Annotated in this window: 27 protein-coding genes and 1 pseudogene; 10 read left to right on the forward strand and 18 right to left on the reverse strand. The window is 41.9% G+C overall.

Going from position 1 to position 24,418, the window contains the following annotated elements:
• Window positions 1–15: 15 nt before the first annotated feature.
• The 5 genes from FZC88_RS08230 to FZC88_RS08250 form a co-directional block, all read right to left on the reverse strand.
• Window positions 16–1,107: a serine hydrolase gene (locus FZC88_RS08230; protein ID WP_148994406.1), complete on the reverse strand. Its 1,092-nt coding sequence runs from the start codon at window positions 1,105–1,107 to the stop codon at window positions 16–18.
• 117 nt (window positions 1,108–1,224) lie between these two features.
• The gene (locus tag FZC88_RS08235) at window positions 1,225–2,091 is read right to left on the reverse strand and encodes a DMT family transporter (protein ID WP_148994407.1); all 867 of its coding nucleotides are present in this window, start codon (window positions 2,089–2,091) and stop codon (window positions 1,225–1,227) included.
• A gap of 703 nt (window positions 2,092–2,794) precedes the next feature.
• Window positions 2,795–3,229, reverse strand: coding sequence for an SRPBCC family protein (locus FZC88_RS08240; RefSeq protein ID WP_148994408.1), 435 nt, complete (start codon window positions 3,227–3,229; stop codon window positions 2,795–2,797).
• Window positions 3,230–3,289: 60 nt separating this feature from the next.
• Window positions 3,290–4,066 (reverse strand): SRPBCC domain-containing protein, encoded by a 777-nt coding sequence (locus tag FZC88_RS08245; RefSeq protein WP_148994409.1) that lies wholly within the window; start codon window positions 4,064–4,066, stop codon window positions 3,290–3,292.
• Window positions 4,067–4,231: 165 nt separating this feature from the next.
• On the reverse strand, window positions 4,232–5,089 hold the full coding sequence (locus tag FZC88_RS08250; protein ID WP_262371797.1) for an AraC family transcriptional regulator: 858 nt from the start codon (window positions 5,087–5,089) through the stop codon (window positions 4,232–4,234).
• A 305-nt stretch (window positions 5,090–5,394) separates the two neighbouring features.
• Here FZC88_RS08250 and FZC88_RS08255 point away from each other — a divergent pair, with 305 nt between their 5' ends.
• The 3 genes from FZC88_RS08255 (at window position 5,395) to FZC88_RS08265 (ending at window position 7,764) form a co-directional block, all read left to right on the forward strand.
• Window positions 5,395–5,820, forward strand: coding sequence for an SRPBCC family protein (locus tag FZC88_RS08255; protein ID WP_148994410.1), 426 nt, complete (start codon window positions 5,395–5,397; stop codon window positions 5,818–5,820).
• A complete protein-coding gene (locus FZC88_RS08260; RefSeq protein ID WP_148994411.1) occupies window positions 5,821–6,138 on the forward strand; it encodes an ArsR/SmtB family transcription factor in 318 nt (105 codons plus the stop codon).
• Between the two features lie 147 nt (window positions 6,139–6,285).
• Window positions 6,286–7,764 (forward strand): flavin monoamine oxidase family protein, encoded by a 1,479-nt coding sequence (locus FZC88_RS08265; RefSeq protein WP_148994412.1) that lies wholly within the window; start codon window positions 6,286–6,288, stop codon window positions 7,762–7,764.
• Between the two features lie 41 nt (window positions 7,765–7,805).
• On the opposite strand, the gene FZC88_RS08270 is transcribed toward FZC88_RS08265, so the two are convergent.
• Both FZC88_RS08270 and FZC88_RS08275 read right to left on the reverse strand, forming a co-directional pair.
• Window positions 7,806–8,174, reverse strand: a complete 369-nt coding sequence (locus FZC88_RS08270; RefSeq protein ID WP_262371798.1) for a permease — start codon at window positions 8,172–8,174, stop codon at window positions 7,806–7,808.
• A complete protein-coding gene (locus FZC88_RS08275) occupies window positions 8,174–8,383 on the reverse strand; it encodes a helix-turn-helix transcriptional regulator (protein WP_148994414.1) in 210 nt (69 codons plus the stop codon). Before FZC88_RS08275 ends, FZC88_RS08270 begins: the two co-directional genes overlap by 1 nt.
• 138 nt (window positions 8,384–8,521) lie before the next feature.
• Between FZC88_RS08275 and FZC88_RS08280 the strand changes: the two genes are divergently transcribed.
• The 3 genes and pseudogenes from FZC88_RS08280 to FZC88_RS23945 all read left to right on the forward strand — a co-directional run bounded on the left by FZC88_RS08280 (window position 8,522) and on the right by FZC88_RS23945 (window position 9,959).
• Window positions 8,522–9,499 carry a DUF4003 family protein gene (locus tag FZC88_RS08280; RefSeq protein WP_148994415.1) on the forward strand — a complete coding sequence of 326 codons (978 nt, stop codon included), beginning with the start codon at window positions 8,522–8,524 and terminating at the stop codon, window positions 9,497–9,499.
• A 1-nt stretch (window position 9,500) separates the two neighbouring features.
• Window positions 9,501–9,787: pseudogene (locus FZC88_RS08285) on the forward strand (DUF3951 domain-containing protein).
• A 1-nt stretch (window position 9,788) separates the two neighbouring features.
• Window positions 9,789–9,959 carry a hypothetical protein gene (locus FZC88_RS23945; protein ID WP_187443550.1) on the forward strand — a complete coding sequence of 57 codons (171 nt, stop codon included), beginning with the start codon at window positions 9,789–9,791 and terminating at the stop codon, window positions 9,957–9,959.
• A gap of 43 nt (window positions 9,960–10,002) precedes the next feature.
• On the opposite strand, the gene FZC88_RS08290 is transcribed toward FZC88_RS23945, so the two are convergent.
• Window positions 10,003–10,938 carry an NADP-dependent oxidoreductase gene (locus tag FZC88_RS08290; protein ID WP_148994416.1) on the reverse strand — a complete coding sequence of 312 codons (936 nt, stop codon included), beginning with the start codon at window positions 10,936–10,938 and terminating at the stop codon, window positions 10,003–10,005.
• A gap of 189 nt (window positions 10,939–11,127) precedes the next feature.
• Between FZC88_RS08290 and FZC88_RS08295 the strand changes: the two genes are divergently transcribed.
• Window positions 11,128–12,546, forward strand: coding sequence for an NAD-dependent succinate-semialdehyde dehydrogenase (locus FZC88_RS08295; RefSeq protein ID WP_148994417.1), 1,419 nt, complete (start codon window positions 11,128–11,130; stop codon window positions 12,544–12,546).
• A 298-nt stretch (window positions 12,547–12,844) separates the two neighbouring features.
• The gene (gene brnQ, locus FZC88_RS08300) at window positions 12,845–14,170 is read left to right on the forward strand and encodes a branched-chain amino acid transport system II carrier protein (protein WP_148994418.1); all 1,326 of its coding nucleotides are present in this window, start codon (window positions 12,845–12,847) and stop codon (window positions 14,168–14,170) included.
• Window positions 14,171–14,223: 53 nt separating this feature from the next.
• Here brnQ and FZC88_RS08305 read toward each other — a convergent pair whose 3' ends face one another.
• The gene (locus FZC88_RS08305) at window positions 14,224–14,688 is read right to left on the reverse strand and encodes a GNAT family N-acetyltransferase (RefSeq protein ID WP_148994419.1); all 465 of its coding nucleotides are present in this window, start codon (window positions 14,686–14,688) and stop codon (window positions 14,224–14,226) included.
• 125 nt (window positions 14,689–14,813) lie between these two features.
• Complete coding sequence (locus tag FZC88_RS08310; RefSeq protein WP_148968000.1) at window positions 14,814–15,308, reverse strand: lactoylglutathione lyase family protein; 495 nt, start codon at window positions 15,306–15,308, stop codon at window positions 14,814–14,816.
• Window positions 15,309–15,439: 131 nt separating this feature from the next.
• On the opposite strand from FZC88_RS08310, the gene FZC88_RS08315 reads away from it, so the two are divergent.
• A complete protein-coding gene (locus FZC88_RS08315; RefSeq protein WP_148967999.1) occupies window positions 15,440–15,772 on the forward strand; it encodes a winged helix-turn-helix transcriptional regulator in 333 nt (110 codons plus the stop codon).
• A 99-nt stretch (window positions 15,773–15,871) separates the two neighbouring features.
• Here FZC88_RS08315 and FZC88_RS08320 read toward each other — a convergent pair whose 3' ends face one another.
• Entirely contained in the window at window positions 15,872–16,492 is a 621-nt protein-coding gene (locus FZC88_RS08320; protein ID WP_148994420.1) for a LysE family translocator, read from the reverse strand.
• A gap of 10 nt (window positions 16,493–16,502) precedes the next feature.
• Window positions 16,503–16,751: an Lrp/AsnC ligand binding domain-containing protein gene (locus tag FZC88_RS08325; protein ID WP_148994421.1), complete on the reverse strand. Its 249-nt coding sequence runs from the start codon at window positions 16,749–16,751 to the stop codon at window positions 16,503–16,505.
• Between the two features lie 155 nt (window positions 16,752–16,906).
• Here FZC88_RS08325 and FZC88_RS08330 point away from each other — a divergent pair, with 155 nt between their 5' ends.
• Window positions 16,907–17,260: a DUF488 domain-containing protein gene (locus tag FZC88_RS08330; RefSeq protein ID WP_148994422.1), complete on the forward strand. Its 354-nt coding sequence runs from the start codon at window positions 16,907–16,909 to the stop codon at window positions 17,258–17,260.
• Window positions 17,261–17,350: 90 nt separating this feature from the next.
• On the opposite strand, the gene FZC88_RS08335 is transcribed toward FZC88_RS08330, so the two are convergent.
• The 6 genes from FZC88_RS08335 to FZC88_RS08360 all read right to left on the reverse strand — a co-directional run bounded on the left by FZC88_RS08335 (window position 17,351) and on the right by FZC88_RS08360 (window position 24,371).
• Window positions 17,351–18,067 carry a sulfite exporter TauE/SafE family protein gene (locus FZC88_RS08335; RefSeq protein WP_316247528.1) on the reverse strand — a complete coding sequence of 239 codons (717 nt, stop codon included), beginning with the start codon at window positions 18,065–18,067 and terminating at the stop codon, window positions 17,351–17,353.
• Window positions 18,064–19,164 (reverse strand): TDT family transporter, encoded by a 1,101-nt coding sequence (locus FZC88_RS08340; RefSeq protein WP_148994424.1) that lies wholly within the window; start codon window positions 19,162–19,164, stop codon window positions 18,064–18,066. Before FZC88_RS08340 ends, FZC88_RS08335 begins: the two co-directional genes overlap by 4 nt.
• Entirely contained in the window at window positions 19,091–19,669 is a 579-nt protein-coding gene (locus tag FZC88_RS08345; protein WP_148995127.1) for a ribonuclease FAU-1 family protein, read from the reverse strand. The genes FZC88_RS08340 and FZC88_RS08345 overlap by 74 nt, the downstream gene beginning before the upstream one ends.
• Before the next feature lie 155 nt (window positions 19,670–19,824).
• Window positions 19,825–20,166, reverse strand: a complete 342-nt coding sequence (locus FZC88_RS08350) for a zinc ribbon domain-containing protein YjdM (protein WP_148994425.1) — start codon at window positions 20,164–20,166, stop codon at window positions 19,825–19,827.
• A 124-nt stretch (window positions 20,167–20,290) separates the two neighbouring features.
• Window positions 20,291–22,522 carry a sensor domain-containing protein gene (locus tag FZC88_RS08355; RefSeq protein ID WP_262371799.1) on the reverse strand — a complete coding sequence of 744 codons (2,232 nt, stop codon included), beginning with the start codon at window positions 22,520–22,522 and terminating at the stop codon, window positions 20,291–20,293.
• A 148-nt stretch (window positions 22,523–22,670) separates the two neighbouring features.
• Window positions 22,671–24,371, reverse strand: a complete 1,701-nt coding sequence (locus FZC88_RS08360; RefSeq protein ID WP_148994426.1) for a transglutaminase domain-containing protein — start codon at window positions 24,369–24,371, stop codon at window positions 22,671–22,673.
• Window positions 24,372–24,418: the final 47 nt, after the last annotated feature.

Genomic DNA, 24,418 nt, shown 5'->3' on the forward strand with positions numbered 1-24,418 from the left:
TTCCATATACTTACATTATAGCTCCTTCAGCTTTTTTCTGAAATCCTCATCTCTCAATATTTTCAAATTAAAACGGTTTAAATTGTTTAAGATCTTTTGACGTTCCACTTCCTCGAGATCATTGGCAAAAAAGATGATCTCCGTCGAGTTTCCATCTCTATCTGTTGCGTACGCAGCATTTGTGGCAACGAATAAAGTAGATCCGCCTTTTTGCCCAGCATGCTTTAACCATTCCTGGTTCTTAGAGTTCTCCATCATTCCTTCCATCACCGCATCCAATCTTTCCTGTGTTCCTTCTGAAAAATACGTCTTTGAATTCAGTTTTCTCATGATCTCCGCATATTCGGCCGTCGTACTTTTCGTCAGTCTGTCTGACCACATTTTCTGAAGTTTCTTATCCGTATGAAGGTTCTCAATGTATTTATGCTTTTCTCCATTTGTCAATGAAGTGAAAATCATATGGGAAAGCTCGATGTATTCTTCTTTAGACATGTTTCTCAGTTTGCTTTCTATCTGTTTTTCTGAATAAGCAGGAAACTTATTTTTTATATAAGTAGGGATCAGCATGGATGAACTGATGGGGAACAAAGGATCATGCTGTTCCATTTCCATCTCTTCCCGCACTTTATTGATGTTGTCAATTCCCAGAAGGTTCATCATATATTCTGTGTTAGCATTGGAGCTGAATAAAATCATCCCTTTCACGACGTTTTCCAGGGTTGATGACCCGTCTAGAATCACTCCTTTTTCTTTGGAGTAATCAATCCAGGTTTCATGTGCTCCACCGTCTGTATCAGGAATATAATACTGATCTAATTCTTTTAATGATACCTTTTTTGACGGATCTAATTTTCCTTCATCACACTGTTTGGCGTACTCAATTGCGATTATGATTTTCACCGTACTTGCTAACGGGAACATTTCATTTTCCCTGATAGCGGTTAGGGTTTGTCCGTTCCTTGATACAGTTAGGCTGCTATTATTGCGGTTCTTTAGGTATTTTAATAGATATTCTGGATCTTCTTTGGTTAAATAGTATTTCCCTGCAACGATTACAGCGATTCCAATGACAAAACAGACACCAACGATAATGAAAGCAATCTTCATCCCATTCACTCCTGTTTCAAAATTTTATAGTTTATCTACGAATGAAAAATGGAAAATGTTTCATTTTACCACCATAAAAAAATACCCATCCACATATTGATGGATGGGTGCTTTTGATTATGCTTCCTGCCTTTTGGCTGCTTGATTATTTCTCAAAAACATATAAAACGAAGCAGCAAAGATTATGACGTATCCGATGATGCTTAATACGTCTGGAATCTGCCCGAATAAGAAGATGCTAATCATGGCAGAATACACGACGGTTGAATAGAAGAAAATTGATATTTCCCTTGCAGGTGCGAACTTGTAGGCCATTGTAATTCCGAACTGACCAACTGTCGCGAATACGCCGGCGGATAATAGATAAATCCACTGCTGAGCGCTCATCGGTTCATAAAAAGCGATCACGAACGGTATAAGTACGACAGTCGTAAAGAATGAAAAGTAAAACACTACCGTATAGAATTTCTCCCTGCTTCCCAACACACGAAGGACCGTATATGCCCCTGCTGCGAAAATAGCGGAAAATACTCCTGCCAAATATGGAATAACATCAAAGGAGAACGCCGGTTTGATGATGAACAGTGTTCCGATGAATGCAATGATGATCGCCACCACTTGAAACACCTTCGTTCGTTCCTTCAGGAAAATAGCCGAGAAGATGATGGTCAGAAACGGACTGAGCTTATTCAACATATCGGCGTCGGATAACACCAGATGATCAATCGCATAGAAGAACAAGACAATCCCGACAGCACCTAAACTGGAGCGCAGCAACAGCAGCTTCTGATTTTCTTTCTTCCCGAATAATCGCTCCTTATGATAACGGACAAAACCGAATGCAATAAATGCAGAAACAATGTTCCTGAAAAATGTCTTTTGAATCGTCGGCACATCCCCTGACAGCTTCACGAACGCCGCCATCAAAGAAAAGCCAAACGCTGATAGAAGTAATAGGAGTATTCCTTTATTTCGATTTGACATGACTTCCTCCAATGATTGAACGATTTAGCAACTTAAATAGTGTAACAAATTCACTGTGATTGTTGGAGGAATTCAGCTTGAGTTTTTTATATCCCTATACATAAGAAAATACACTCATCCCTAAATAGAGAGAGTGTCTATTGTTCGATCATTGAATTTTTTTAGCTCTTTTCGTAAAGTTTGTTGCTATTGTAGACACGAAAGTAATAGTTGATTTCCGCTCCAGGATGCTCGCTTTCCGCGGGGCTGGCGGGTAGCCTCCTCGGCTGCGCCTCCGGGGTCTCACCTGACCAGCTATTCCCGCAGGAGTCGATCATACTTCCGCTCCAATCAACTTTCTGAGCATGAATGCTTAATCAAAAACAATTTAAACAAGCTTTTTAGCAAACAATCTCATATAAGGTAAGTAGAGATTCATTGTCTTAATGAAGCAGAATTATTTTTTCTTGTTATTTTGTTTTCTGGTACACCTTGAAGCTCTGTCACAAAGATCTTATTAAAGATGGTGAGGGGAACTGCGCAGACTCCGGCGGATTTTGGGCGTGCCGAGACCCCGTTCGGCTAAGCTGAGGAGGCTCGGCCGAACGCTAGCTGCAAGCGGAGCAGTTCCCCTCACCATCCAGCACACACTAATTGACAGAGCCTTGCAGAACTAATGTTAAATACAACAATCTTTACGAAAAGAGCGATTTTTTTCCTTCTCTTAATTCTCCAGTATCTCCTTAATTCTCTTTAAATCCTTCTTATTCGCTTTTTTCATCATGGTGGACATAAGTGGAGTCATCCATTTTGAGAAACCAGTGGGATTCCCTTTGTTTTGAAGGGTCATCCTTGTCAGCTGGTCATCAATCGCTTCCCACGTATAGGTCGTTTCCATAGGGAACGGGCCGTTCGCTGTTTTCATGACAAGCTTTTCCCCTGGTGAGTACTCTTTTACTTCATATACATAGGATAGTTCCCGGCCTAAAAACTTTGCTTTAAATGCGATTTGGGAATGAATGGACAAGGGCTGATTCGTTAACCATTCGGCTGAATCAATATTGACGTACCACTCTGGTGCGTTATCAGGGTCAGCTGCATATTCTGATACCTTTTGATGTGGACAGCGAATCGTGATATCTGTAAAAACATCTACCATTTTCTTTATCTCCTTTAACTTCATAAAGCATAAGATGCCACTGTATTTAATCCCTAATTATTATTTCGATTCAACATAATTTTTCAGAAGTGTGCCAAGCAGATATTTCCATCCTTCAGAATGTTTTTCTTCCCAATCGTCTTCGATGACTCCTGAAGCAGCATGGGATAATTGAAGTAAAGTGGATTCACCTTTTTCAACGAGCCTATACGTATAAGCACTATTGACTGCGCCTTGCATGCCAAGATGCCCGTGAAGACGGATTTCTTCCGGAGCGTTTACGTAATACACCGTTCCCCACAGAGCCCCTTCATTTTCACGCCATTTCTCAATAAATTGCCCGCCAGGTACAGGATCGAATGTGAATTGTGAACTTACTCCCTCAGGAGCCAATTTAAACTCCCACCAATCCCCCGCTTGCTCGGTTAATGCTTTAAATACCTGTTCCCTTGGTGCATCTATCATCACTTCTTGCTCAATACGAAAAACTTTACTTTGTTCCATTCCTTCTTCTCCTCCTTTGTTTTCTGCCAATGCCCGTAACTTTAACAGCGAATTGGCGGTAGACTCCATATACTTTCCTACCCACCGATTGTGCATTTCCTGCAGTGGAACCGCGTTAAGATAATTCCGTCTATACTTGCCTTCCCGCTTCACCACCACTAAATTTCCTTCCTCCAAGATCGTCAAATGTTTCATAATCGCATATCTTGTCACCTCGGGAAAATGCTCATTCAGTTCACCGGTTGTTTTTGCTGACTGTTTCAACAGGTCCAGGATCTCCCTTCTTATCGGGTGGCCCAGCGCCTTAAATAATGTGGAAAGTTCGTCCTTCATATTAACGATCCTTTCATTGTGTTTTACATGTGAATGATTGGTCACATGTAATATGTGACTTTATAGTAACATGATAAGCAAGAGTGGGTCAAGAGCGAATAAAAACTATCCAGCTTCTTCATACGAAAAGCCCCTTTACGTCATCCGCAAAGGGGCTGTCTAACCTTATTTCTTCATTATCGGAATCCAAATCTCACAGCGATAATTCTCGTCATTCGGGTTTCCAGGAGGGTACAATTCAAACTCCGGCCCTCCGCCATGTTCATACCCGGTAGAGGGAAACCATTCAGAGTAGATTCGCTTCCATACTCCTTGGATTGCATGTGGCATCGGACCGACAGATTCAAAGACAGCCCAGGTCGCAGCCGGAATCTCTTTTACCTCCAAAGAACGGTCTTCCTCACTCTTTTTCTCCGCCCCGATAAAATAGGTGAACTCTTCATTAGGATGGTCAAACTCCATACAGATCCCCAGCATCTCGTTATTTCCTGCTGCTTCACAAATCAACCTGTCTAAGTCAGTCGTGTTCACTTCATCCCAAAATGCAGGAATGTCTTTCAAATTCTCACCGTTACAGGTAGAAACTCTTTTTCCTTTTCCAATCACTTGAAATGCTTCTTTATCTACAATTTTATAATCCATTTCGACTTCTCCTTTAAGCTGTATTTGGAAGGATATTCGCGGAAATGCCTTCAATGATGTCCCGGCTTCCCTTACTTGGGACGGCGAAACTCCATGGGCCTTCCGAAAGGCTTTCGAGAAGGATTCCGGTGTTTCATATCCGTACTTGAAAGCAACGTCAATGACCTTTGCATTCTGGTTGATCAGTTCCTGGGCGGCTAATGTGAGCCTTCTCTTCCGGACATAATCAGCCACTGTATACCCGGTTACAAGAGAAAACAGCCTTTGAAAGTGAAACTTCGAACTGAGTGACAACCGGGCAAGTTCTTCCATCCTGACTTCCCCGTCCAAGTTGTCCTCTATATACTGAATGCAATCATTCATCCTGTGCAGCATTTCCACTCGAGTTTCTCCTTCCCGCTATCTAAATGTATCATTCTCAATTTGAGTCATCCTGTCATTCTGTGCTTTTGTGTGACCGGTGGCTATATGATGATAGGACCACCGTGTTTATCGGTTAAATTTCACCTGCAAAACATATACTACAAACTACTCTAATTTTATATGCCGAGACTCTACTTCTACAAACGTCCATCTATATCCTTCTTTTTTGATTTAAACACATTGACATGAAACCATATGGTGTTATATCATAAAAAACGAAACCAATTGGTGTTACTTATCCCTAAAGAAAGCAGGAGACGTTCATGAAATCAAATCAATTAGAAGATATTAAACAAATCGTTCTATTCAACGCTCCCATCCAAAAGGTATGGGACGCAGTTTCTACGTCAGATGGGATTTCCTCTTGGCTCATGCCCAATGATTTTGAACCTGAGGTTGGACATGAATTCCATATTCAATCCCCTTTTGGACCTTCCCCTTGCAAGGTATTGGAGTTAGATCCCCCTCATAAGTTGTCTTTTTCATGGGATACAGATGGATGGGTGGTTTCTTTTCTTTTAAAAGAGGTAGGAGATCAAACAGAATTTACGCTTATCCATGGCGGCTGGAAGCATGATGATGCCGTTGTTTCAAAAGCTCATGAAAAAAGCTCTGTCATCCGCGATAGAATGGCCAACGGTTGGGTTGGCATTGTGGGTGAAAAACTAAGAAAGGTTGTAGAAGGTTAAATGTCTGCTGTTAAACATGATGTGTTTCAAGCGATTGCTGACCCGACCCGCCGGGAAGTCCTTCGGCTACTCTCTGAAAGAGAAATGCCCATTTCGGCTCTGACCTCTCACTTTCCTATGAGCCGTACCGCCATAGCGAAACATCTCACCATTCTTTCTGAAGCCGAATTGGTATATGGAAAAAAAGTGGGCAGGGAGAAGATCTATCGCCTGCAGCCTGAGCCGTTGGCAGAATTAAAGGACTGGTTAGCGTATTATGAGCAGTTTTGGACCAACAAGTTGTCCAAGCTTAAATATCTTGTCGAAGACGAAGATTGATCACAAACAGGGACGGACCTTTCTCAAGGTCCGTCCCTGTTTATTTTTTACAAGTTAGAGAATAGGAACTACATTTAAACCGTCTATTCTCATTCTCTTCAATCATATATATAAGTAGTGTGGCTTCGGCTTAAGGGGGAGAATGAAATGAGGAATAGAGCTGATAATCACAATTATGGTGATCTTTCTTATCCAGATGACATGGTATCCATCGTAAAAAATGGTTTGGCTCCCAAACAGGAACCAAAGAATGTGATCATTATTGGGGCAGGTATGGCCGGTCTTGTCGCAGGCTCCCTTTTGAAAAAAGCAGGTCATAACGTTACGATCCTCGAAGGAAATGATCGCATAGGCGGAAGGGTATATACGTTGCGGCAGCCTTTTTCAGAAGGACAATACCTCGATGTAGGTGCTATGCGATTCCCGGAAACACATGATTTAGTATTCGAATATATTCGTAAATTCAACTTACCAACAAATGAGTTTATTAATAAGAGCGATCTCTATCTCGTGAATGGAATTCAAACGACAGATTCCAATTACAACACGAACCCTGATATTTTCAATTACCCTTTACCTCCTGAAGAACAGGGGAAAACGGCCATTGAATTACTATCGTCAGCTGTAAGGCCATTTTTAGACTTGTACGAAAAAGCAAGCCCAGAAGAACAAGAACGGCTGCGAATCAAGTTTGATCATTATTCATTCGATGTCTTCTTACGATTCAATCCGATCGGAACGTCCCTTTCCCCGGAAGCCATCCGGATCGTAAAGGTCCTCTTGGGCATTGAAGGGTTCCCGGAACTAGCATTCGTTGATATTCTCCTGGACATTGTCCGTACTGTTTTCAATGATAAATTAAAGTTTTATGAAATTGATGGAGGGAATGATAAACTTCCATACTCCTTTTTGCCAGAACTCCAGCAAAACATCCTCTATTCTCAAAAAGTCCATGGGATCTTTCAGAAGGATGACGGTGTTGAAGTCATAGTGAGAGACCGCACCACAAACCGTTTTCATCGTTTTCAAGGGGATTACACCATCGTTACGGTTCCATACTCTGTTTTTCAATTTATTGATGTCTACCCCCATGAATCGATTTCCTTTCAAAAATGGAAGGCGATACGGGAACTGAATTATGTGTCGTCTGTAAAGATCGGATTGGAGTTTAAATCAAAGTTCTGGGAAACCTTTAAAATTGGAAATATCATAACAGATCTTCCCATCCGGTATACGTACCGTCCTAGCCATAATATAGGAGTAGCCGGCCCGGGTGTCATGCTCGGCAGTTACAGCTGGGGACAAAATGCAAATCTGTGGAACAGCTTGCCTGAGGATGAACGGATTCGTGAAGCACTCCAGGGACTTTATAAGATATATGGCAATCAGGTTTACAAAGAATTTTCTAAAGGTGCTTCTTACAGCTGGGGAGAAAACCAGTTTTCCGCAGGTTGCTTTACCCTATTCGCTCCCAACCAGGCTTCGGACTTTTCTGACCATCTGTACTTACCAGAACACCGCATCCACTTTGCCGGTGAGCACACATCCCCCTTCCACGGCTGGGTGGAAGGGGCAATCGAATCCGCCATCCGTGCGGCCTATGAGGTCAATAACAGAACGGACTGAAGGAGGGACGGACCTTCAAATCATAGGTCCGTCCCTCCTATTTAGTAGATCTTCGCCATAATGACCATTGAGATGAATACGGTCATGATGATGAGGCTGGTCATGATATTCAGTAGATTTATTGCAGTCAGTTGGATCATGTCGAATTGCAGAACCGTCATAAAAATAAGGTGATAGAGTAGGATGGCGAAATACGAGTAAAAGATCCCCTTCTCCCTGATCACCTTCATCCGCTCATCCTTTTGCTTGAACTGTGGATATAGATAATGCATGCAAAAACTCAAAACAGTCAAGGACATGGGAGTAAGAGCAAAATATGGAAATTCTTCTGCCGTTATGCCGACAAAGAACAAGAAAGCAGTCTGTAAGGCAAGAACCCAACCTAAAATCAGATATCCTTTTGTTAGCACTATTTCTTATCCCCTTTCTCTTCATATACAAAAACCTTTTCAATTGACGTTTCAAATACATTTGCCAGCTGAAAAGCCAGAGTCAAAGAAGGGTCATACTTCCCTTTTTCAATTGAAATGATGGTTTGCCTTGATACCCCTAACTTAGCCGCCAATCTTTCCTGTGAGTATCCAAACGTCTTCCGGTATTCTACTAGTTTATTTTTCAAGAAGGATACCTCCTTATATTTCCATATCATAATGTAAAAGAAACTTTACGTCAAGTTCCCTTTACATTTTTCTAACGAAACTTTTTTACCATTCAAACGTATATCCTACTAACTAACAAAATAAGGGATGTGAACTGGATGGAAGATGTAATGAGTAAAGTGAAGGAATATAGGGAAATTTATTCACAATTAAAGAAGCGATTGCGCTGGAAGGTATCAGATTCCCGTTCTTTAATGATGGTCGCTTCATTGTACGTAACAAATGAACGAGCTTTTGACCTCGACCGTTTTGTAGAGATCAGTGATTATATTAAAAATGAAGTAGGTGCATTTTCGACGTTAAAGCATGAAATCCGATTTACTTTTGCGGCGATGCTTGATACACGCTGTGAAACGCCGGAAGCAAAATTCCATGAATTCCTTGTCTTATATGATTCTTTAGTAGAAGCTGGATTTTCAAGAGGAACGTTCACCTATATAGCAGCCATGACCCTGCTTTCGAATGATGATTACAGTACAGACCTGCCCAATCATGCAATGAAGGTTTATAAAGAAATGAGAGCACAACATTTCTTTTTAACCGGGCATAGTGATTATCCCTTTGCCACTCTGCTTGCTCAAAGAGAAGGTAATCAGAGTGAGTTGATCAATAAGATTGAAGGTTTCTATACGAAATTGAACGATTCCGGATTCAGGAAAGGGAATGATCTGCAAAGCATGAGTCACATTCTTTCCCTACACGATGAAGCGTCTCAAGATGAGCTTGTCAGCCGCTGCAACTATTTGTTTGATATCATGAAGCAAGCAGGCATCAAGACGAAGGCGATGTTCTATCCCCAAATCGCTCTACTATCTTTTGTAAATGCCGACTTGAACCTGGTGAATCAAGTAAAGGATGTCTGGGAAGAACTTAACTCTGAAAAGCACTTCAAATGGCACAAAGATCTTAATTTGATGATGGCCGTGAACCTTTTGATCAGTGATAAGATTGAGAATTCTACTGTAATGCAGGCGAGTTTATCGACAGCCATTGAGACACTCATACAAGCTCAGCAAGCAACGATGATTGCAACCATTTCGACTGTTTCCGTGACAACCGCGGGTGGAGATTCATGATATGGATCCGATCAATCTTTTGGTTGTAGGTTTCCCAACAGCGGTAACCATATTGGTGCTGATCGGTGTTTATAAGGTGTTTGTAAAAAAGAAAAGCGACTCCCTCTTTTATACACCGTTTGTCAAGTGACTGGGCAGACGGAAGTGGAATTTCATGAGGAGCAAGAAGTGATTGCGGAAGATGAAGATCAAGGTGAAGGGAAAAAAGTAGTGAAACCTCTCGTTCCCCTCCATATAAGCCTAAATTCATGTTACCATTTAAAAGCAATTTTAATTGGGAGTGGATAGATTGAGGTTTTTATTTATTTTACTTGGGTTTATTTTAGGGGGCATCTTCGCTTTCATTGGTCCTGAAATCGCCATCTGTGCTCTTTTAGGAGCAATACTATTCTTACTTATTTATGATGGAATCGATCTTAACCATTTCATGCAGAAAGTAAAAGATTCACAAATAAAATGAGAAAAAATGAGGGACGGACCTCCAAAGGTCCGTCCCTCATCCTCTATCTAACACGTATCACAATCTTCCCCTGAGCATGATGAGTCTCACTCAATGTGTGGGCATCCTTGAGCCCTTGCTCACTCAGATCGAACGTCTCTCCAATTACAGGCTTCAATTGATTCGATTCATATAATTCAGCCAGCTTCTCGAGCTGCGCCCCCTTGGGATCGAGCCATAAGAATTCAGCTTTCACACCATACTTCTCTGCCTCCTCTTCAGACGGAGGCTGTGCAATAGATACGAGTTTTCCGTTCTTCTTAAGCACCTTGTAGCTGTTGGATTGAACTTCCCCACCCATGGAATCTAGTACTAAGTCAAAGTCGTGAAGCACTTCACTGAAATCTTCTTCTTTATAATTGATGAATTGATCAGCTCCCAATGATTTCACGAACTCTTCATTTTTGCCGCTTGCTGTAGTCGCGACGTGTGCCCCGAAGCTTTTTGCAATTTGTATCGCGAAATTCCCTACTCCACCGGATCCAGCATGGATGAGCACCCTATCCCCTTCTTTGATTTGTCCGAAATCAACTAAGCATTGCCAAGCCGTCAAACCGGCAAGGGGAATGGCCGCTGCTTCTTCAAAGCTCATGCTATCCGGCATATTGGCTAGCAGCTCTTCGTCCACTGCCACATACTCCGCATATGTACCTTCCCTTGTTGTAGCAGGTCTCGCAAATACTCTGTCACCTACTTCAAACCCCTGAACATTCTTGCCTTTTTCTGCAATCACCCCAGCTGCATCCCATCCTAAAATAATCGGGAATTCAAAGTCCAGCATATCTTTTAAGTATCCTGCCCGTACCTTCCAATCAATCGGATTAATGGATGTCGCATGATTTTCCAATAAGATTTGACTGTCTCCGATTCCTGGTTTGTCGATTTCTTTTTCCTGTAATACGTTTTTGTCTCCATATTGATCAATAATGATGGCTTTCATATGGATACCTCCTAGATTTTAGTGATACGGTTTATATTCCCTCTCTATAAGGGTATTTAAACAAGGGTATGTCCATAGACATATAAGACAGGGTGTATTACTGGATTGTTCCCTCTCACTATTGTAAATTTAATACAAACGTACATAGTCATCAGCATATGGAATCTATCTTTCTAAAGGAGGAACACTATGCAACACTACAATATGATCATCAACGGAGAACAAATCGGTTCTGATCTTTCGAAAAGGGATGTGACCAACCCAGCCACCTCAGAAGTCATCGCCACCATCCCGAACGGAGGCAAAAAAGAAGCTGCCAGTGCTGTTGACGCGGCTTACGGTGCCTTCAAGGACTGGTCTCGATACTCTGCATACGAACGAAGTGAACTCATTCGAAAATGGTATGATTTAATTGATGAGAATAAAGTGGACCTTGCCCGGACCATGACCATGGAGCAAGGGAAACCACTAAAGGAAGCGCTTGGTGAAATCCAGTATGCCAACGGCTTCATCTCCTGGTACGCTGAGGAAGGAAAGCGTGTATACGGTGAACAGATCCCCGCCACTCAACGAAACAAACGTCTATTTGTTCATAAGCAGCCTGTCGGGGTCGTAGCTGTCATCACACCATGGAACTTCCCTGCCGCCATGATCACCCGTAAGGTTGCACCGGCACTCGCCACCGGCTGTACGGTCGTGATTAAACCGGCAAACCAAACCCCTTTGACCGCTTTAAAGATGGCGTTACTTGCAGAGAAAGCCGGCATCCCTAAAGGAGTCATCAATGTGGTGACTGGTGATTCAAAATCCATTGGTGAAGCGTGGATGGAAGACACACGCGTACGGAAGCTGACATTCACGGGATCAACGGAAGTCGGGAAGGTCCTGATGAAAGGTTCGGCTGACACCGTCAAGAAAATATCATTGGAACTTGGCGGTCACGCGCCAGTGATCGTGATGGCTGACTCTGATCTGGAAAAAGCAGTCGATGGCGTCATTGCCTCCAAATTCAGAAATGCAGGTCAAACCTGTGTCTGCTCGAACCGCATCTATGTTCATGAGTCCATTGTTGATTCATTTACCGAAAAACTAGTCGAGAAAGTGAAGGATCTCAAAGTCGGTAACGGCCTTGAAGAAGGTGTCGACATTGGTCCATTAATCGATGAGAATGCAGTTGAAAAAGTCCAGAAACATGTGGAGGACGCTGTGAGTAAAGGAGCATCCGTGGTTTACGGAGGTAAAGGTAAAAACGGATTATACTTTGAGCCTACCGTCATCACCAACGTACATGATGACATGCTTTGCATGAAAGACGAAACATTCGGTCCTGTCGCTCCAATCACTACGTTTAAAACAGAAGAAGAAGCCATCGACCGGGCAAATGATTCCATCTACGGTCTTGCTGCTTATGTATTCACTGAAAATATCACAAAGGGCATACGAATCAGCGAGCAACTGGAATATGGAATTGTAGGATTGAACGATGGATTACCTTCCACCCCACAGGCGCCATTTGGCGGATTCAAGCAAAGTGGCCTTGGTCGTGAAGGCGGACATCATGGCATTGAAGAGTATCTGGAAGTTAAATATATTTCATTAGGGTTGTAAACCTTGAAGGCACACAATTACATGTGTGCCTTTTTTAGATCAAACTTGATAAAAGTTCCATTTAATACAATTTTTACTGATTGAAATAATCACACAAATCTAGAAGAATAGAAATTGATATTATATTAGGAAAATTTATTGACTGCGCTTTCTTCCTATGCTAGATTGTGATTATTAATTAAATTCCACGACGAGAAAATATAACTCGTCCCTGGTCAGGGGCGGGTTTTTTTATGTGAAATAATCAGAATAATCAATAGAAGCTATCATGGTTTGGTAAGGATTTGGAGTGTTTTATTTGAGAAAGAAAGATGTGCTGGTTTCAGGTTTTATGCTATTTTCTCTATTTTTCGGAGCAGGGAATTTAATATTCCCGCCTTATCTTGGAATGGAATCTGGAGGCTACTTTGCCGCCGCAATTGCCGGGTTTATTTTAACAGCAGTGTTCCTGCCTTTTTTAACGATCGTTTCCGTTTCGTTATCTACTAACGGATTATTGTCAATTGGCCAACGGGTCCATCCCGTCTTTGGACTTGTGTTCGCCATCGTGATTTATATGTCGATTGGAGCACTATACGGTATTCCAAGGGCGTCGAATGTTGCCTATGAATTAGGATTTATGCAAGTGATCAGTGTGGATGGACGGTTACCCTTATTCTTATTCTCTCTTGTCTTTTTCGGATTGACCTACTTACTCAGTATCAATCCAAAAAAGGTGATTGATCTTGTCGGACAGTTTTTAACGCCTGCCCTGCTCATTGTATTAGCGATATTATGTGTACGTGCCTTTATGATCTTTGATTATACGGACGCACAAGCAACAGAAAACTTCCAAACCGATCCGTTTCTCAAAGGGTTTCTGGAAGGTTACTTCACCATGGATGCCGTGGCAGCCCTTGCCTTTGGGATTGTCATCATCAATGGATTGAAAGATAAAGGAGCGACGGATAAAAGGGATCTGATACGAGGAACAATCAGTTCAGGTATGATTGCAGCAGTCGGCTTAATCATGGTATACCTCTCACTCGGATGGATCGGTCGTGTTGTTCCCCATGAAGAGCCACTTCAAAATGGGGCGGAAATATTGGTTCTTGCTTCTCATCAATTATTTGGATATAGCGGGAATGTGTTATTTGGAGCCATAGTGATGATTGCTTGTTTAACGACTTGTATCGGCCTCATCAATGCATGCGGACGTTTTTTTAATGAAAATTTCCCGAGGTATTCATATAAGACTTACGTAATGATTTTCATCCTCATCGGGTTGGCCGTTACCAATCTTGGACTGAACTTGATATTGAAAGTCGCTACACCGTTACTCGTTCTGATTTACCCTGTAGCTATAGTGCTTGTAGTCCTCTCTCTCTTTCAGCATTTCTTTGGAGAAAGTAGGAGAATGTATGTTTATGGGGTTGGAGTCGCCACATTATTTGCCTTTTACGAAATGCTTATGACGCTAGAAATTCAAATGGAAGAAATTCATGCTATCCTGGAATTCCTTCCCCTAAGTGAAAATGGCCTGGCCTGGACCCTGCCTACCCTCGTGGCCGTCATAATTGGGTATGCCATAGACCTCTCCCAAGGGAAGATTACCTTTCCTTTCAAGAGAGGGACGGACCTCTAAAAAAAGCAGCAAGACATGAGTGAATTTCCCACTCATGCCTTACTGCTTTTTTTTCAGGAAGTTTGATCTGTTGCTTTTTGGTAGACATTCATGGAACCACCACTCAGTCCAATGGCTTCTGTTGTGTGAATCCATCCATATTTTTCATAATAACCTTCCAGATCCGTTGTTAGGTATAGATGTTTGTAGCCTTTTTCATGGGCTTCCTGTAAAGCATGCTCCAGGAGATTCGAACCAAGTCCTTTCCCTCTGTGATCCGGGTCGATGTAGAGGCAGGCAAACCATGGAAACAGGTCTTGCCTACTATTCAGGTCATTTCTGAGCAGCGCGTACGTCCCAATGATTTGTTCTTCCTCTAAAGCGATATAAAATCGCGGTAAGTCCTCTTCGGTTCGGCAGGAATGGAACATACAATCGTAATAGAACCTGTAATTCTCCTCACTTCCCCACTGTTCCCAGAAAGCTTTCACTGCTTCCTCAAAAATCCTTGAATTCTTATGTAGCTCCAATATTTTCATTGTTGCTTTCCTCTCTTCACTGAAATAGAAGTATCTTTATAGGATTCTTCGTTTGGAAAGGAAAACCTCTATTTCAATAAAAAAGAAAAGACACGCTCTCAATTGAACGTGCCCTTATTAATTGATCAGTAAGCCCCATCTGAATACGTTAATTCGTAGCTGTGGGAGTATATCTCAAAAATATTCCCGAATGGATCTTCAACATACACCATGCGATAAGGCTTTTCACCAGGATAATATTCCCGGATCGGCATGCGCTGTTTACCGCCGTGCTGTTTGATTTTTTCAACCATGCCTTCTACATCGGGGTCCTGGATACAGAAATGGAATAGACCTGTTTTCCAATACTCAAAGTTATTCTCCGGCTTTTCGTTGTGCGGGAACTCAAACAACTCCACTCCGATTTTATCACCTGTAGCAAGATGAGCAATTCTGAATTTTTCCCAATCATTCCCGAATACATCACGGCACATCTGCCCGATTGCAGTATCATCATTTTCCACATCGGAAGGCTCCATGATGGTATACCATCCGAACACCTCTGTGTAGAATGCAATGGCCTCTTCGAGATTTGGGACAGATAGTCCAATATGAGAAAACGATCTTGGATATGGTAACATCGTAATAAATCCTCCTCTTTTAGATTAGTTTGATCTAACACGTCTTCATTATAAGGAGCTGAGCTTCTTAATGTAAGAATGCACTTTTTTGTGAGAAACTAACCTTATGGTAAGAAAGGACTGAAAAGAATATGGATACGCCTATAGATCAAGAAGGAAAATTGAAGTGCTCCATCGAGTACACACTGAAGAAAATCGGAGGAAAATGGAAAACGGTCATCCTATGGCATTTAGGGACAGACGGTACTCTCAGGTATAACGAATTGCGCAGGTTACTACCTGGTGTGGCCCATAAAGTACTGAGCCAGCAACTAAAAGAACTCGAAGAAGACGGCTTCATCAATCGAACCCAGTACGATACCATCCCCCCAAAAGTAGAATACTCCATGACAGAATTAGGTATGACCCTAATGCCGATTCTCAAGCAGATGCATGTCTGGGGTAAGGAGCATGGTGAGTTTTAGGAGAGGGACGGACCTCTAATTCATTATATAATTGGAATTAGGGGTTCATTGGAGGATTGGAGGTCCGTCCCTCTACACACTTCATAACAAAATCAGAAATTAAATCAAGTCAATGAGAATATACGAGCTGAATATTGTAATGATGATTCCCGCCACCCGATTGATCATTGTTAACGAGTCCGATTCAATCCGACTGCTTAACCATCCGCCTACTAAGGCAACCGTCCCCCACCATAAAGCAGATCCGCAAAACACGCCCAAAACGACGAGCAATGCGGATACTACACTGCCATCAGAACCGGTTACCCGAAAGACACCAAAGATGGCGATAAAGGCAATGATAGTCATTGGATTCGTAAGCGTCAAAAGAAAGACTGAGAAGAACCCCTTCAATGAAGAAGTGGTTTGCGGTTCACCAGTCTTCAATGGTTCCGTCTGTGAAGTGAATGTCTTCCACCCCAATAAGAATAGAAACACCCCTCCCCATAATTGAATCCAGAATTGGTGAGCAAGAAGGAAGTCGGAAACAATCGTAAGCCCCATGACAGCGATCAAACCGTATAGTGCATCTGCAGTGGCAGCTCCCAACCCCGATACAAAACCTGTCCTTCTCCCATATGTCAATGCCCGCTGAATACAAAGGATACCGACCGGACCAACAGGAGCAGCAATGGTGACTCCTATGATGAGACTCTTTAAAAATAAAGTGGTATCAATCATGGTCCTGCCGCTATTCTAAAGGAAAATCATGAGTTTGTAGTCGCAGTGCCGAACTCACTTTGAACAAACCCATGACAATCGCAGTTTGGGTCCTGGCATTTGCCGGCATGCTCTTGATTTCATGACTGATGAGGTGATCCAGATCCTTTATATTTTTACTCCGTATTTTCAAAAGATAATCATCCTTCCCGGCGATATGGTACCATGCATGTTTTTCGTAAAAGAGGGACGGACCTTCAATTCGGATTCCCCCTTGAATACCTCGGTCAAGCTATAAAGTAGGTCATTTAATATATGCGGAGTTTCTAATCCTTTATGTACTTTTTTCCGAGAAACTAAAGATAAAAGATCTTTGCTTCATCCTTCGATTCAATTTATCCTTATAGTAAGTGAACAAGGATCGGAGGATGAGCAATGTCTATCGTTCTAAAGAGAATTTATGATGAACCTCCCCAATTAGGCGGTCATCGCATTTTGATTGACCGGGTTTGGCCACGTGGAATTTCAAAAGAGGAAGCCAACTTGGATGAGTGGATGAAGGAAATTACGCCAAGTCTACATTTAAGAAAATGGTTTAATCATGAGCAGGAAAAGTTCGAGGAATTTAAAAAAGCCTACAAAGAAGAACTCATTCAAGATGATAAACAAAAGAAGCTACGGGAACTGAAGGAAATGTCTGCTAACGAACGCTTAGTGCTTCTCTACGGTGCAAAAGATCAGCAGCACAACCATGCCGTTGTGTTAAAAGAAGTTTTAGACGATATGTGAGAGGGACGGACCTCTGAATCAGCAGAAAACCATTAGGTTAATCGCTCATCACTCATTGGAGGTCCGTCCCTCTAAATTAGTCCCTCTAAGTTAAATGCTTTCTATCAGCAGATAGATTCCCGTAAACAACAGGAGTACATAGGTAACGATTTGAAAGATTTTTTGATTGATTTTGTTGAATAATGCTTGTCCCAACACTAGACCTATAGCTACTACCGGTAATGCTTGCAAGCTTGATTTCCAAACTGGTAGAGTAGTACCCGCCACTTTCACCTGGATTCCTAGGCTGACGAGATAGATGAACAAATAAAAGGCAAGGGTTGTTCCCCGAAGCTTCTCTTTTCCTGTCTCGGTGCCTGAAAAATATAGAAGCAGAGGTGGTCCTGGCATACCGATACTCGTGGTCAGTGCTCCAGACCATCCCCCTGCCAGAAAGTCCCGCATTTTGGACTGCCTGATGCGGAAGTTCATGATAAGTAAAACCGTCAGCACTATGATGATCAGGCTGATTAATACCTTTAAGAGACTCATATCAATAAGAGTGAAAATCAATATACCCAGGGGTAAACCAGGTATGCTCCCGACCACAAACCTTTCTACAAGGGGAAAATCAATGTCCCGTCTAATTTTCACAATAAGTGCCAGTGAGATCACAAGGGATAAAATCAAATTAATCTGTATCGCTTCTCTAGGTGGAAACAAGAGCAATAAAAATGGTGTTGCCATTATAGAAAATCCGAAACCGGTACTAGTTTGCAATATCGATGCAAATAAAATGATAACCATAAACAAGATAAACGTACTCAAGAAACATTCCCCCTGGTGATTCTTTCGAAATGATAACCACTCGATCCCACCCATAGACTAATTTCGGTTATTAGAAATAGGAACACAATCCACGCCCAAAAATGCAAGAAGACTCTATGAAAATCGTAAAACGCATTCAAATAATGAGGGTTTTCATGCATGGTGATGGTAAAGGCATAGAACATTCCAAAGGTGAAATTACGCGACCATTGACTTATATGATAAGTAAAAACCCCTTTTTTCCATCCCAGCTTCTGAATCCGTTTAACAGCTCTCACCATCTCCATTAATTCAACACTTATCAGGAGGACAAACACAATTAGCCAAAAAATCATTATAAACATTCCAGACATCAGCTGTGAAGAAACGATTGCCAGGCCTGTAATGGATAAAGCCCCGTGAATGATACAGTTTGCGCTTGTCCAATCTTCTATCATCGTCCAAGGATTTCCTCTCGCATATCGAAGCACAATCAAAGTCATACCGATCAAGTAATAAAAGATTCCAAGTGACACCACTGCAATCAGCAGTCCCGCCGGAAGAGCAGGAAAAACCTTCACCCAAAATATCACCAATGATTGGGTAGCAACGGTAGAAAGTAACACAACCCCATGAGTAGAATGCGCTGTCGGTCGTTTCATGATCTCGTTAAAGTGGTAGAAGCAGTTTACCAAAAAACATAGCCACAAAAGAGTATTAATAAGCATAATCCCCTGTACACCCACGCTCATATCAGGGAAATATTTGACGATCACATTACTCAAAACCGAAATGCCGGCAACCCACGATCCAATCACGAAAGAATGAACAGGATTCCGTATTAAAGCAATGAAAAATTGTTTAATTAACAATTGTTTAAAAAGATATTTATAAATAATCGCAGCCAACACAACCAGGGACACAGTCAGTATTTTTCCAGTGGTATGGTTGATCCATGTAAAAGCATCAATAGCAGCATAAAGAAAGATTCCAAGAGCCATAATGACAGCACCTGAAGCCGGATTGATGATTTCTTCATTTTCTTTAGATTTCATCCTGTTGCTCAGATACCTCCCTTCTACCTTTTGAATCGCTAAGCCATCCAAGAAGATCATCATGAGGAAAATGAACCCTCGTATCAGAAATAAGCTTTGGAAGGAACCCCCCAAGGCTATCCACTAATAATTGCAATTCCTCCAGAACATACCCGTTCTCAAACTCCTCCATGGAAACGGGTAGCTCCTCTTCATCCAGAACGGAAGCTTTTCCATCGGCAAATACGAGGACATCTATGATAAGATCTTCGAAAGATACTACTTCATTGTTTATGTTAGTATTTCTGACAATATTAAAATAGGAACCTAAATACTCACCCCGATGATCTCTCCAAATATACACATTATAAGCGCGGGCCTTCCAATAGTGCGCCAGGGTGTAGCTTCCCTCTGGGATGGTTAAGCTTGATTGGTTTGTTCTCATGGTAAAGGCATCTTTTATTCTATGAAAAAGGACCACATCCTCAACTCCCGCCTTCAAGAGCCGGCAGTGATGTTCCACCAATTTACCGTCATAACCTACCTTTCTCTCTATAATCGGGGCACCAACCTGAAGGGGACTGCCCATTGCATTCTCATTCACCATTCATCCCTCCAAAACTCTGAGTACCTGCTATATAAGTTTATCATTTCCGTAAATCTGAAAGAGGGACGGACCTTTGATCAGCAAACCACCAGGTTAATCGCTCATCAGAGGTCCGTCCCTCTCACATTACTCACGCATTATATCTTTTTCACAAATTCGGATTTTAGTTTCATGGCTCCGAAGCCGTCTATTTTGCAGTCGATGTCGTGGTCTCCTTCGACGAGTCTGATGTTTTTGACTTTGGTTCCCATCTTGAGGACGGATGAGCTTCCTTTTACTTTCAGATCTTTAATGACCGAAACGGAGTCACCATCGGCTAAGAGATTTCCGTTTGAGTCTCTGACCACATTTTCTTCATCTGCCGTTTCTGTTGCTGCATTTGTTGTCCATTCATGAGCACACTCGGGGCAAACGAACAGACTTCCATCTTCATACGTGTATTCTGAGTTGCACTTTGGGCAATTTGGCCATTCTGACATCGTGTTCATTTCCTCCAATGATTGTTTATTCATGTTCAATTTAAAATACATCGCATTCCATTATACCTGACCCACTGTGAGTCATATATTATTTTCGTTCGTCCTTTTAGTCAAAGTGTTTTCGTCACAGCCAAACACGTTCAGAATGTTCCCTTCCCCACTCCACCAGAAACTTTTCTAATAATGGTCCAGTTAATGGACGGCTAAAGTGGTATCCCTGACCTACCTGACAGGCATTCCGTTTCAGGAACAAGACTTGATTTTCTGTTTCAATTCCCTCAGCAATAGTAGTAAAGTTCATATTTCGACTCATATCAATAATCGCTTTTACGATTGAAACTTGATTTGAATCTTCCATGTTATCATCTACGAACGATTTATCTATTTTAATACTATCAATCGGTAAATGCCTTAAATTATTCAAAGAAGAGTAACCTGTTCCAAAGTCATCCATGGAAATGATGACGCCAAGCTTTTTCAGCTTATTGAGAACTTTCGTTGATTTTTCGAAGTCCTGCATGATACTCTCGGTTATTTCAAGCTCAAGCCGATCTGGGTCAAACTGGAGGTATGATAAGGTTTCTTTTACCATGTCAACAAATCCATCATCCTTTATCTGTCTCACAGATATATTAACTGCAACAGGAATGATGCCTAACCCGCTCATTTCCCACTCCTGACTTTGTCGACAAGCCTCTCGAAGAACCCACTCCCCGATCGGAATAATCAATCCCGTCTCTTCTGCCAAAGGAATAAATTCACTCGGAGGGATCATTCCAAGTTCCGGATGTTCCCAGCGTATCAAGGCTTCCACACCAATTATTTCATGCGTTTCCAAGTCCACTTTGGGCTGATAATGGAGAGTTAATTGTTTGAGCTCCAATACCTTTCTTAATCCATTTTCAAGCTCCATATTCCTTGAAGAGGCATTTTCAAGCTCCGGAAAATAGAATTGATAGTTATTCTTACCGCGTTCCTTCGCTAAATACATGGCTGTATCGGCATGTTTGATTAAACTTTCCTGGTCCGCTCCATCCTTTGGGTACATACTGATACCGATACTTGGTGTCACAAAGAACTCCTGTTCATGAATGACGATTGGACTGTTGAAACTATGTAATACTTCACCCGTCGTTTCTTCGACCTCTTGCTCATTCAAATTGGAGAGTAAGATAATAAATTCATCTCCTCCTTGCCTAAACACAATCCCTTTGTCTTTCACCACATTCTTCAATTGGAGGGCAACCTTCTCAAGTATGATATCGCCAGTAGAGTGCCCTTTCGTATCGTTGATGACTTTAAATCGATCTAGATCCAGAAATAAGATGGCAATCGATTGATCAGGAGCTTCACGAATTGACTCATTTAAGTATTGTTTAAATTTGTTTCGATTTGGAAGCCCTGTCAGTGAATCATAATAGGCCATGGTACGGATGGTTTTCTCAGTCTCTTTACGATTCGTAATGTCTCGTCCAACCAACTGTATTGCCATCCTTCCTCCATATAAAATGGGCATCGCGGAAATCTCCAACTCTATTGAATCTCCGTTTAGGCGATAAACGGTCAGTTCAAATCGTTCCCCTGAGGTCGAATCTTTTGTCTGCTCCCTTATTTTCTCGATGTTCTCAAGACTGGTAAAATGGGAAACATCCATGTTCATGATATCCTCGGGGCATTTGGCACCAATCAATCTGCTGCCAGCTTCATTGATATAAACAAACCTTTGGTTACTAATGACCGCAATGATATCTGGAGACATTTCTACTAAACTACGGTATTGATCTTCACTTTCTTTCCGATTGGTGATATCAAACAGCACACTGGTAAAAGAAATCATTTCTCCATTTTCATCCAAAGAGGGAATGCCTCTATCCTGAATCCAGCGAACCTTACCATCCGGCTTGATGATGCGGTATACACTCACACATGCCTGACCGGCACCCAGTTTTTCTTCCCTCTCATTTAATACCGGCAAATCCTCTGGATGTATCACTTTTTTCCAAAGAAGTGTATCCTGATAAAAATTGTTCAAAGGATATCCATACAAATTCTCAATTCCAGGTGTGATTAAGAGAACATCGGATTTCATATCATGAGACCAAATGGCAACATCAAGCGTCTCAAAAATGTTGTTTAAATTCCTATTACTCTTCGTTAATTCCTTTGAAGCATTCCAATTCCCTTTGAATAGTAGGAATAACAAAGAAAGCATACAGAGCACTAAACCAATATGGAGAAATAGCGACACTCCCACATTGGATTGATCAGTTGTTTTCCATGAAAAATCTGCAATCTCCAATAAGATCATTATGATAAAAAGCATGAATACTGTTTTCTTATTTTGTGTAAAATCCATTCACTACTCTCCTGAATATAAGAATTCTTTCATTAATCAAGTGTACTATTTATGGCTTTCATTCACAATATAGCTAATTATTACCTCTAATTTATAAAAAAAGAACCACCTCCATCGACTGGAGCCGGTCCCTTTATATGATTCATTTCTAATACGACACACCTGTCCGTGTATGCGTCTTCTTAAATTCATTCATATCCGGATCAAAATAATCCTCATTGAAAGCCGGTACAAACTTACCGTCCTTTAAATAGCCTGATCCCCATGTCGGATCCAAAGTGACCCATTCCCCATCAAGATTCGCTTCCACCCAAGCATGCCTTCCAGGGAAAATCCCCCCTGCTCTTCCTTCAACGAATCGCGCCTCGATGTCACTGGCACGAAGCAGGGCAATCGCCAGGTAAGCATAGTCCTGACACACACCCGTTCTGGTTTCCAGTGTTTTTAATGCACTATCATCCCAGTTAAAGTCGTCATTTTCATATTTCTCAACGTCATAGGAAACATTTTTTGCGACATAATCATAGATCGCTTTCGCCTTATCCCTGTCGCTAGTTTGCCCGGCTGTGACGGTTTCCGCCTGCTCCTTGATTTCCTGCGCACCTGACTGTACCCCACGGGAAGGCAGCAGGTCCCGCTTGTCTTCACCTGTCGATTCCACTTCAAACTTCGCAAAACCGAAAAATCTGAAATAATCGCTATTCTCCTCCTTGATTTCAGGTACGCTGAGGGTCACCTCATAAGTACCTGGTCCAAACCGGAGATAAAAGGAATCCTCAAAGGTAAAATCATCTACAGGTATAACATCCAGAGCTTCGTCCTCCCCTTTTTTCGTGGTGATATAAATATGCGTCGTTTCCGGACCGAATTCAGCTTTTGGATCGATGCTCCCTTTGATAGAGTAAACACCATCCGACTTCTCCCCGCCAAAATGAGGAGATTCCAGAGTTACGCCACGCTCACGATATTTATCAGCGTACTCAATCGGACTCATCACCCTAACAGATTCATTATCAATGATTAGAGTGGTGGCCGTCTGGTAGTAGCTTTCACGATCTTCATCCGGTACCAGTACCTCAAGCTCGTGTTTTCCTTTCCCGAAAAATAAAGGAACCTCATAACTGAATTGTCCGTTTTTAACGGGAATGACATGGGTCCAGTTTTGAGAATCCTTCTTTAACCTGAGCATGATGGTGTCTTCATCCGTCAGGTTAACCGCTTCTCCTTTCAATGGAAAAATTTCATTGCCTTTAATATAGCTTGATTCAGCACTCAAGGACAAGGCGGCCTCCTGGCCAAATGGTGTGAGCGTCACATCCCTCATTATGTCAGGATTCACATTATGAACCGTGAAGGAAGCTGTATCATAGAAATAATTCTCTCGATCCTTGCTTGGCAGCTGCACAGACACACTATACTTTCCTTCTCCATTGAAAAAATGGATCTCCTGTTTGAACTTGCCGTCTTTGATGGGAGTGTAGTATTCGAGCTGATTCCCCGCAGGTCCTTCTTGGCTTGCCCTAACCTTGATCCAGGCGTAGTCCGACTTCAACTCTGAATACTGTTCAATTTCCCCATCAACGGTCACTTGCCCATTTGCCGCAAATTCCTTGTATGACGGCTCATTCATTGTGACACCGATTTCCTCGCTGTAGGAAGTTAATTGAAGTGGCTCCATTACACCTATTTTATCTTCCATCTCTTTCTTTTCTTTTTCATACAAATCTTCTTCTTTTTTACCCGCCATCGTTTCCTCGCTCTTGGCATTCGAATCACTGCATGCCGTCAACAACAAGAAACTTGCAAACAAACTCAAAAATAGAATCAAAAAGGGATATTTTTTCTCCATGTTTTCCTCCTAAAATAAATGTGCTTACTACTCATACGACCTATTTG

It is taken from the genome of Rossellomorea aquimaris (assembly GCF_008180865.1).
Lineage (GTDB): Bacteria > Bacillota > Bacilli > Bacillales > Bacillaceae_B > Rossellomorea > Rossellomorea yichunensis.

What these genes read in the sequence shown, in the direction of transcription:
- FZC88_RS08230 (WP_148994406.1), bottom strand. Translation starts at nt 1,107, where the DNA reads ATGAAGATTGCTTTCATTATCGTTGGTGTCTGTTTTGTCATTGGAATC.
- FZC88_RS08235 (WP_148994407.1), bottom strand. Translation starts at nt 2,091, where the DNA reads ATGTCAAATCGAAATAAAGGAATACTCCTATTACTTCTATCAGCGTTT.
- FZC88_RS08240 (WP_148994408.1), bottom strand. Translation starts at nt 3,229, where the DNA reads ATGGTAGATGTTTTTACAGATATCACGATTCGCTGTCCACATCAAAAG.
- FZC88_RS08245 (WP_148994409.1), bottom strand. Translation starts at nt 4,066, where the DNA reads ATGAAGGACGAACTTTCCACATTATTTAAGGCGCTGGGCCACCCGATA.
- FZC88_RS08255 (WP_148994410.1), top strand. Translation starts at nt 5,395, where the DNA reads ATGAAATCAAATCAATTAGAAGATATTAAACAAATCGTTCTATTCAAC.
- FZC88_RS08260 (WP_148994411.1), top strand. Translation starts at nt 5,821, where the DNA reads ATGTCTGCTGTTAAACATGATGTGTTTCAAGCGATTGCTGACCCGACC.
- FZC88_RS08265 (WP_148994412.1), top strand. Translation starts at nt 6,286, where the DNA reads ATGAGGAATAGAGCTGATAATCACAATTATGGTGATCTTTCTTATCCA.
- FZC88_RS08280 (WP_148994415.1), top strand. Translation starts at nt 8,522, where the DNA reads ATGGAAGATGTAATGAGTAAAGTGAAGGAATATAGGGAAATTTATTCA.
- FZC88_RS08290 (WP_148994416.1), bottom strand. Translation starts at nt 10,938, where the DNA reads ATGAAAGCCATCATTATTGATCAATATGGAGACAAAAACGTATTACAG.
- FZC88_RS08295 (WP_148994417.1), top strand. Translation starts at nt 11,128, where the DNA reads ATGCAACACTACAATATGATCATCAACGGAGAACAAATCGGTTCTGAT.
- FZC88_RS08305 (WP_148994419.1), bottom strand. Translation starts at nt 14,688, where the DNA reads ATGAAAATATTGGAGCTACATAAGAATTCAAGGATTTTTGAGGAAGCA.
- FZC88_RS08310 (WP_148968000.1), bottom strand. Translation starts at nt 15,308, where the DNA reads ATGTTACCATATCCAAGATCGTTTTCTCATATTGGACTATCTGTCCCA.
- FZC88_RS08315 (WP_148967999.1), top strand. Translation starts at nt 15,440, where the DNA reads ATGGATACGCCTATAGATCAAGAAGGAAAATTGAAGTGCTCCATCGAG.
- FZC88_RS08320 (WP_148994420.1), bottom strand. Translation starts at nt 16,492, where the DNA reads ATGATTGATACCACTTTATTTTTAAAGAGTCTCATCATAGGAGTCACC.
- FZC88_RS08330 (WP_148994422.1), top strand. Translation starts at nt 16,907, where the DNA reads ATGTCTATCGTTCTAAAGAGAATTTATGATGAACCTCCCCAATTAGGC.
- FZC88_RS08340 (WP_148994424.1), bottom strand. Translation starts at nt 19,164, where the DNA reads ATGATGATCTTCTTGGATGGCTTAGCGATTCAAAAGGTAGAAGGGAGG.
- FZC88_RS08345 (WP_148995127.1), bottom strand. Translation starts at nt 19,669, where the DNA reads ATGGGCAGTCCCCTTCAGGTTGGTGCCCCGATTATAGAGAGAAAGGTA.
- FZC88_RS08350 (WP_148994425.1), bottom strand. Translation starts at nt 20,166, where the DNA reads ATGTCAGAATGGCCAAATTGCCCAAAGTGCAACTCAGAATACACGTAT.
- FZC88_RS08355 (WP_262371799.1), bottom strand. Translation starts at nt 22,522, where the DNA reads ATGGATTTTACACAAAATAAGAAAACAGTATTCATGCTTTTTATCATA.
- FZC88_RS08360 (WP_148994426.1), bottom strand. Translation starts at nt 24,371, where the DNA reads ATGGAGAAAAAATATCCCTTTTTGATTCTATTTTTGAGTTTGTTTGCA.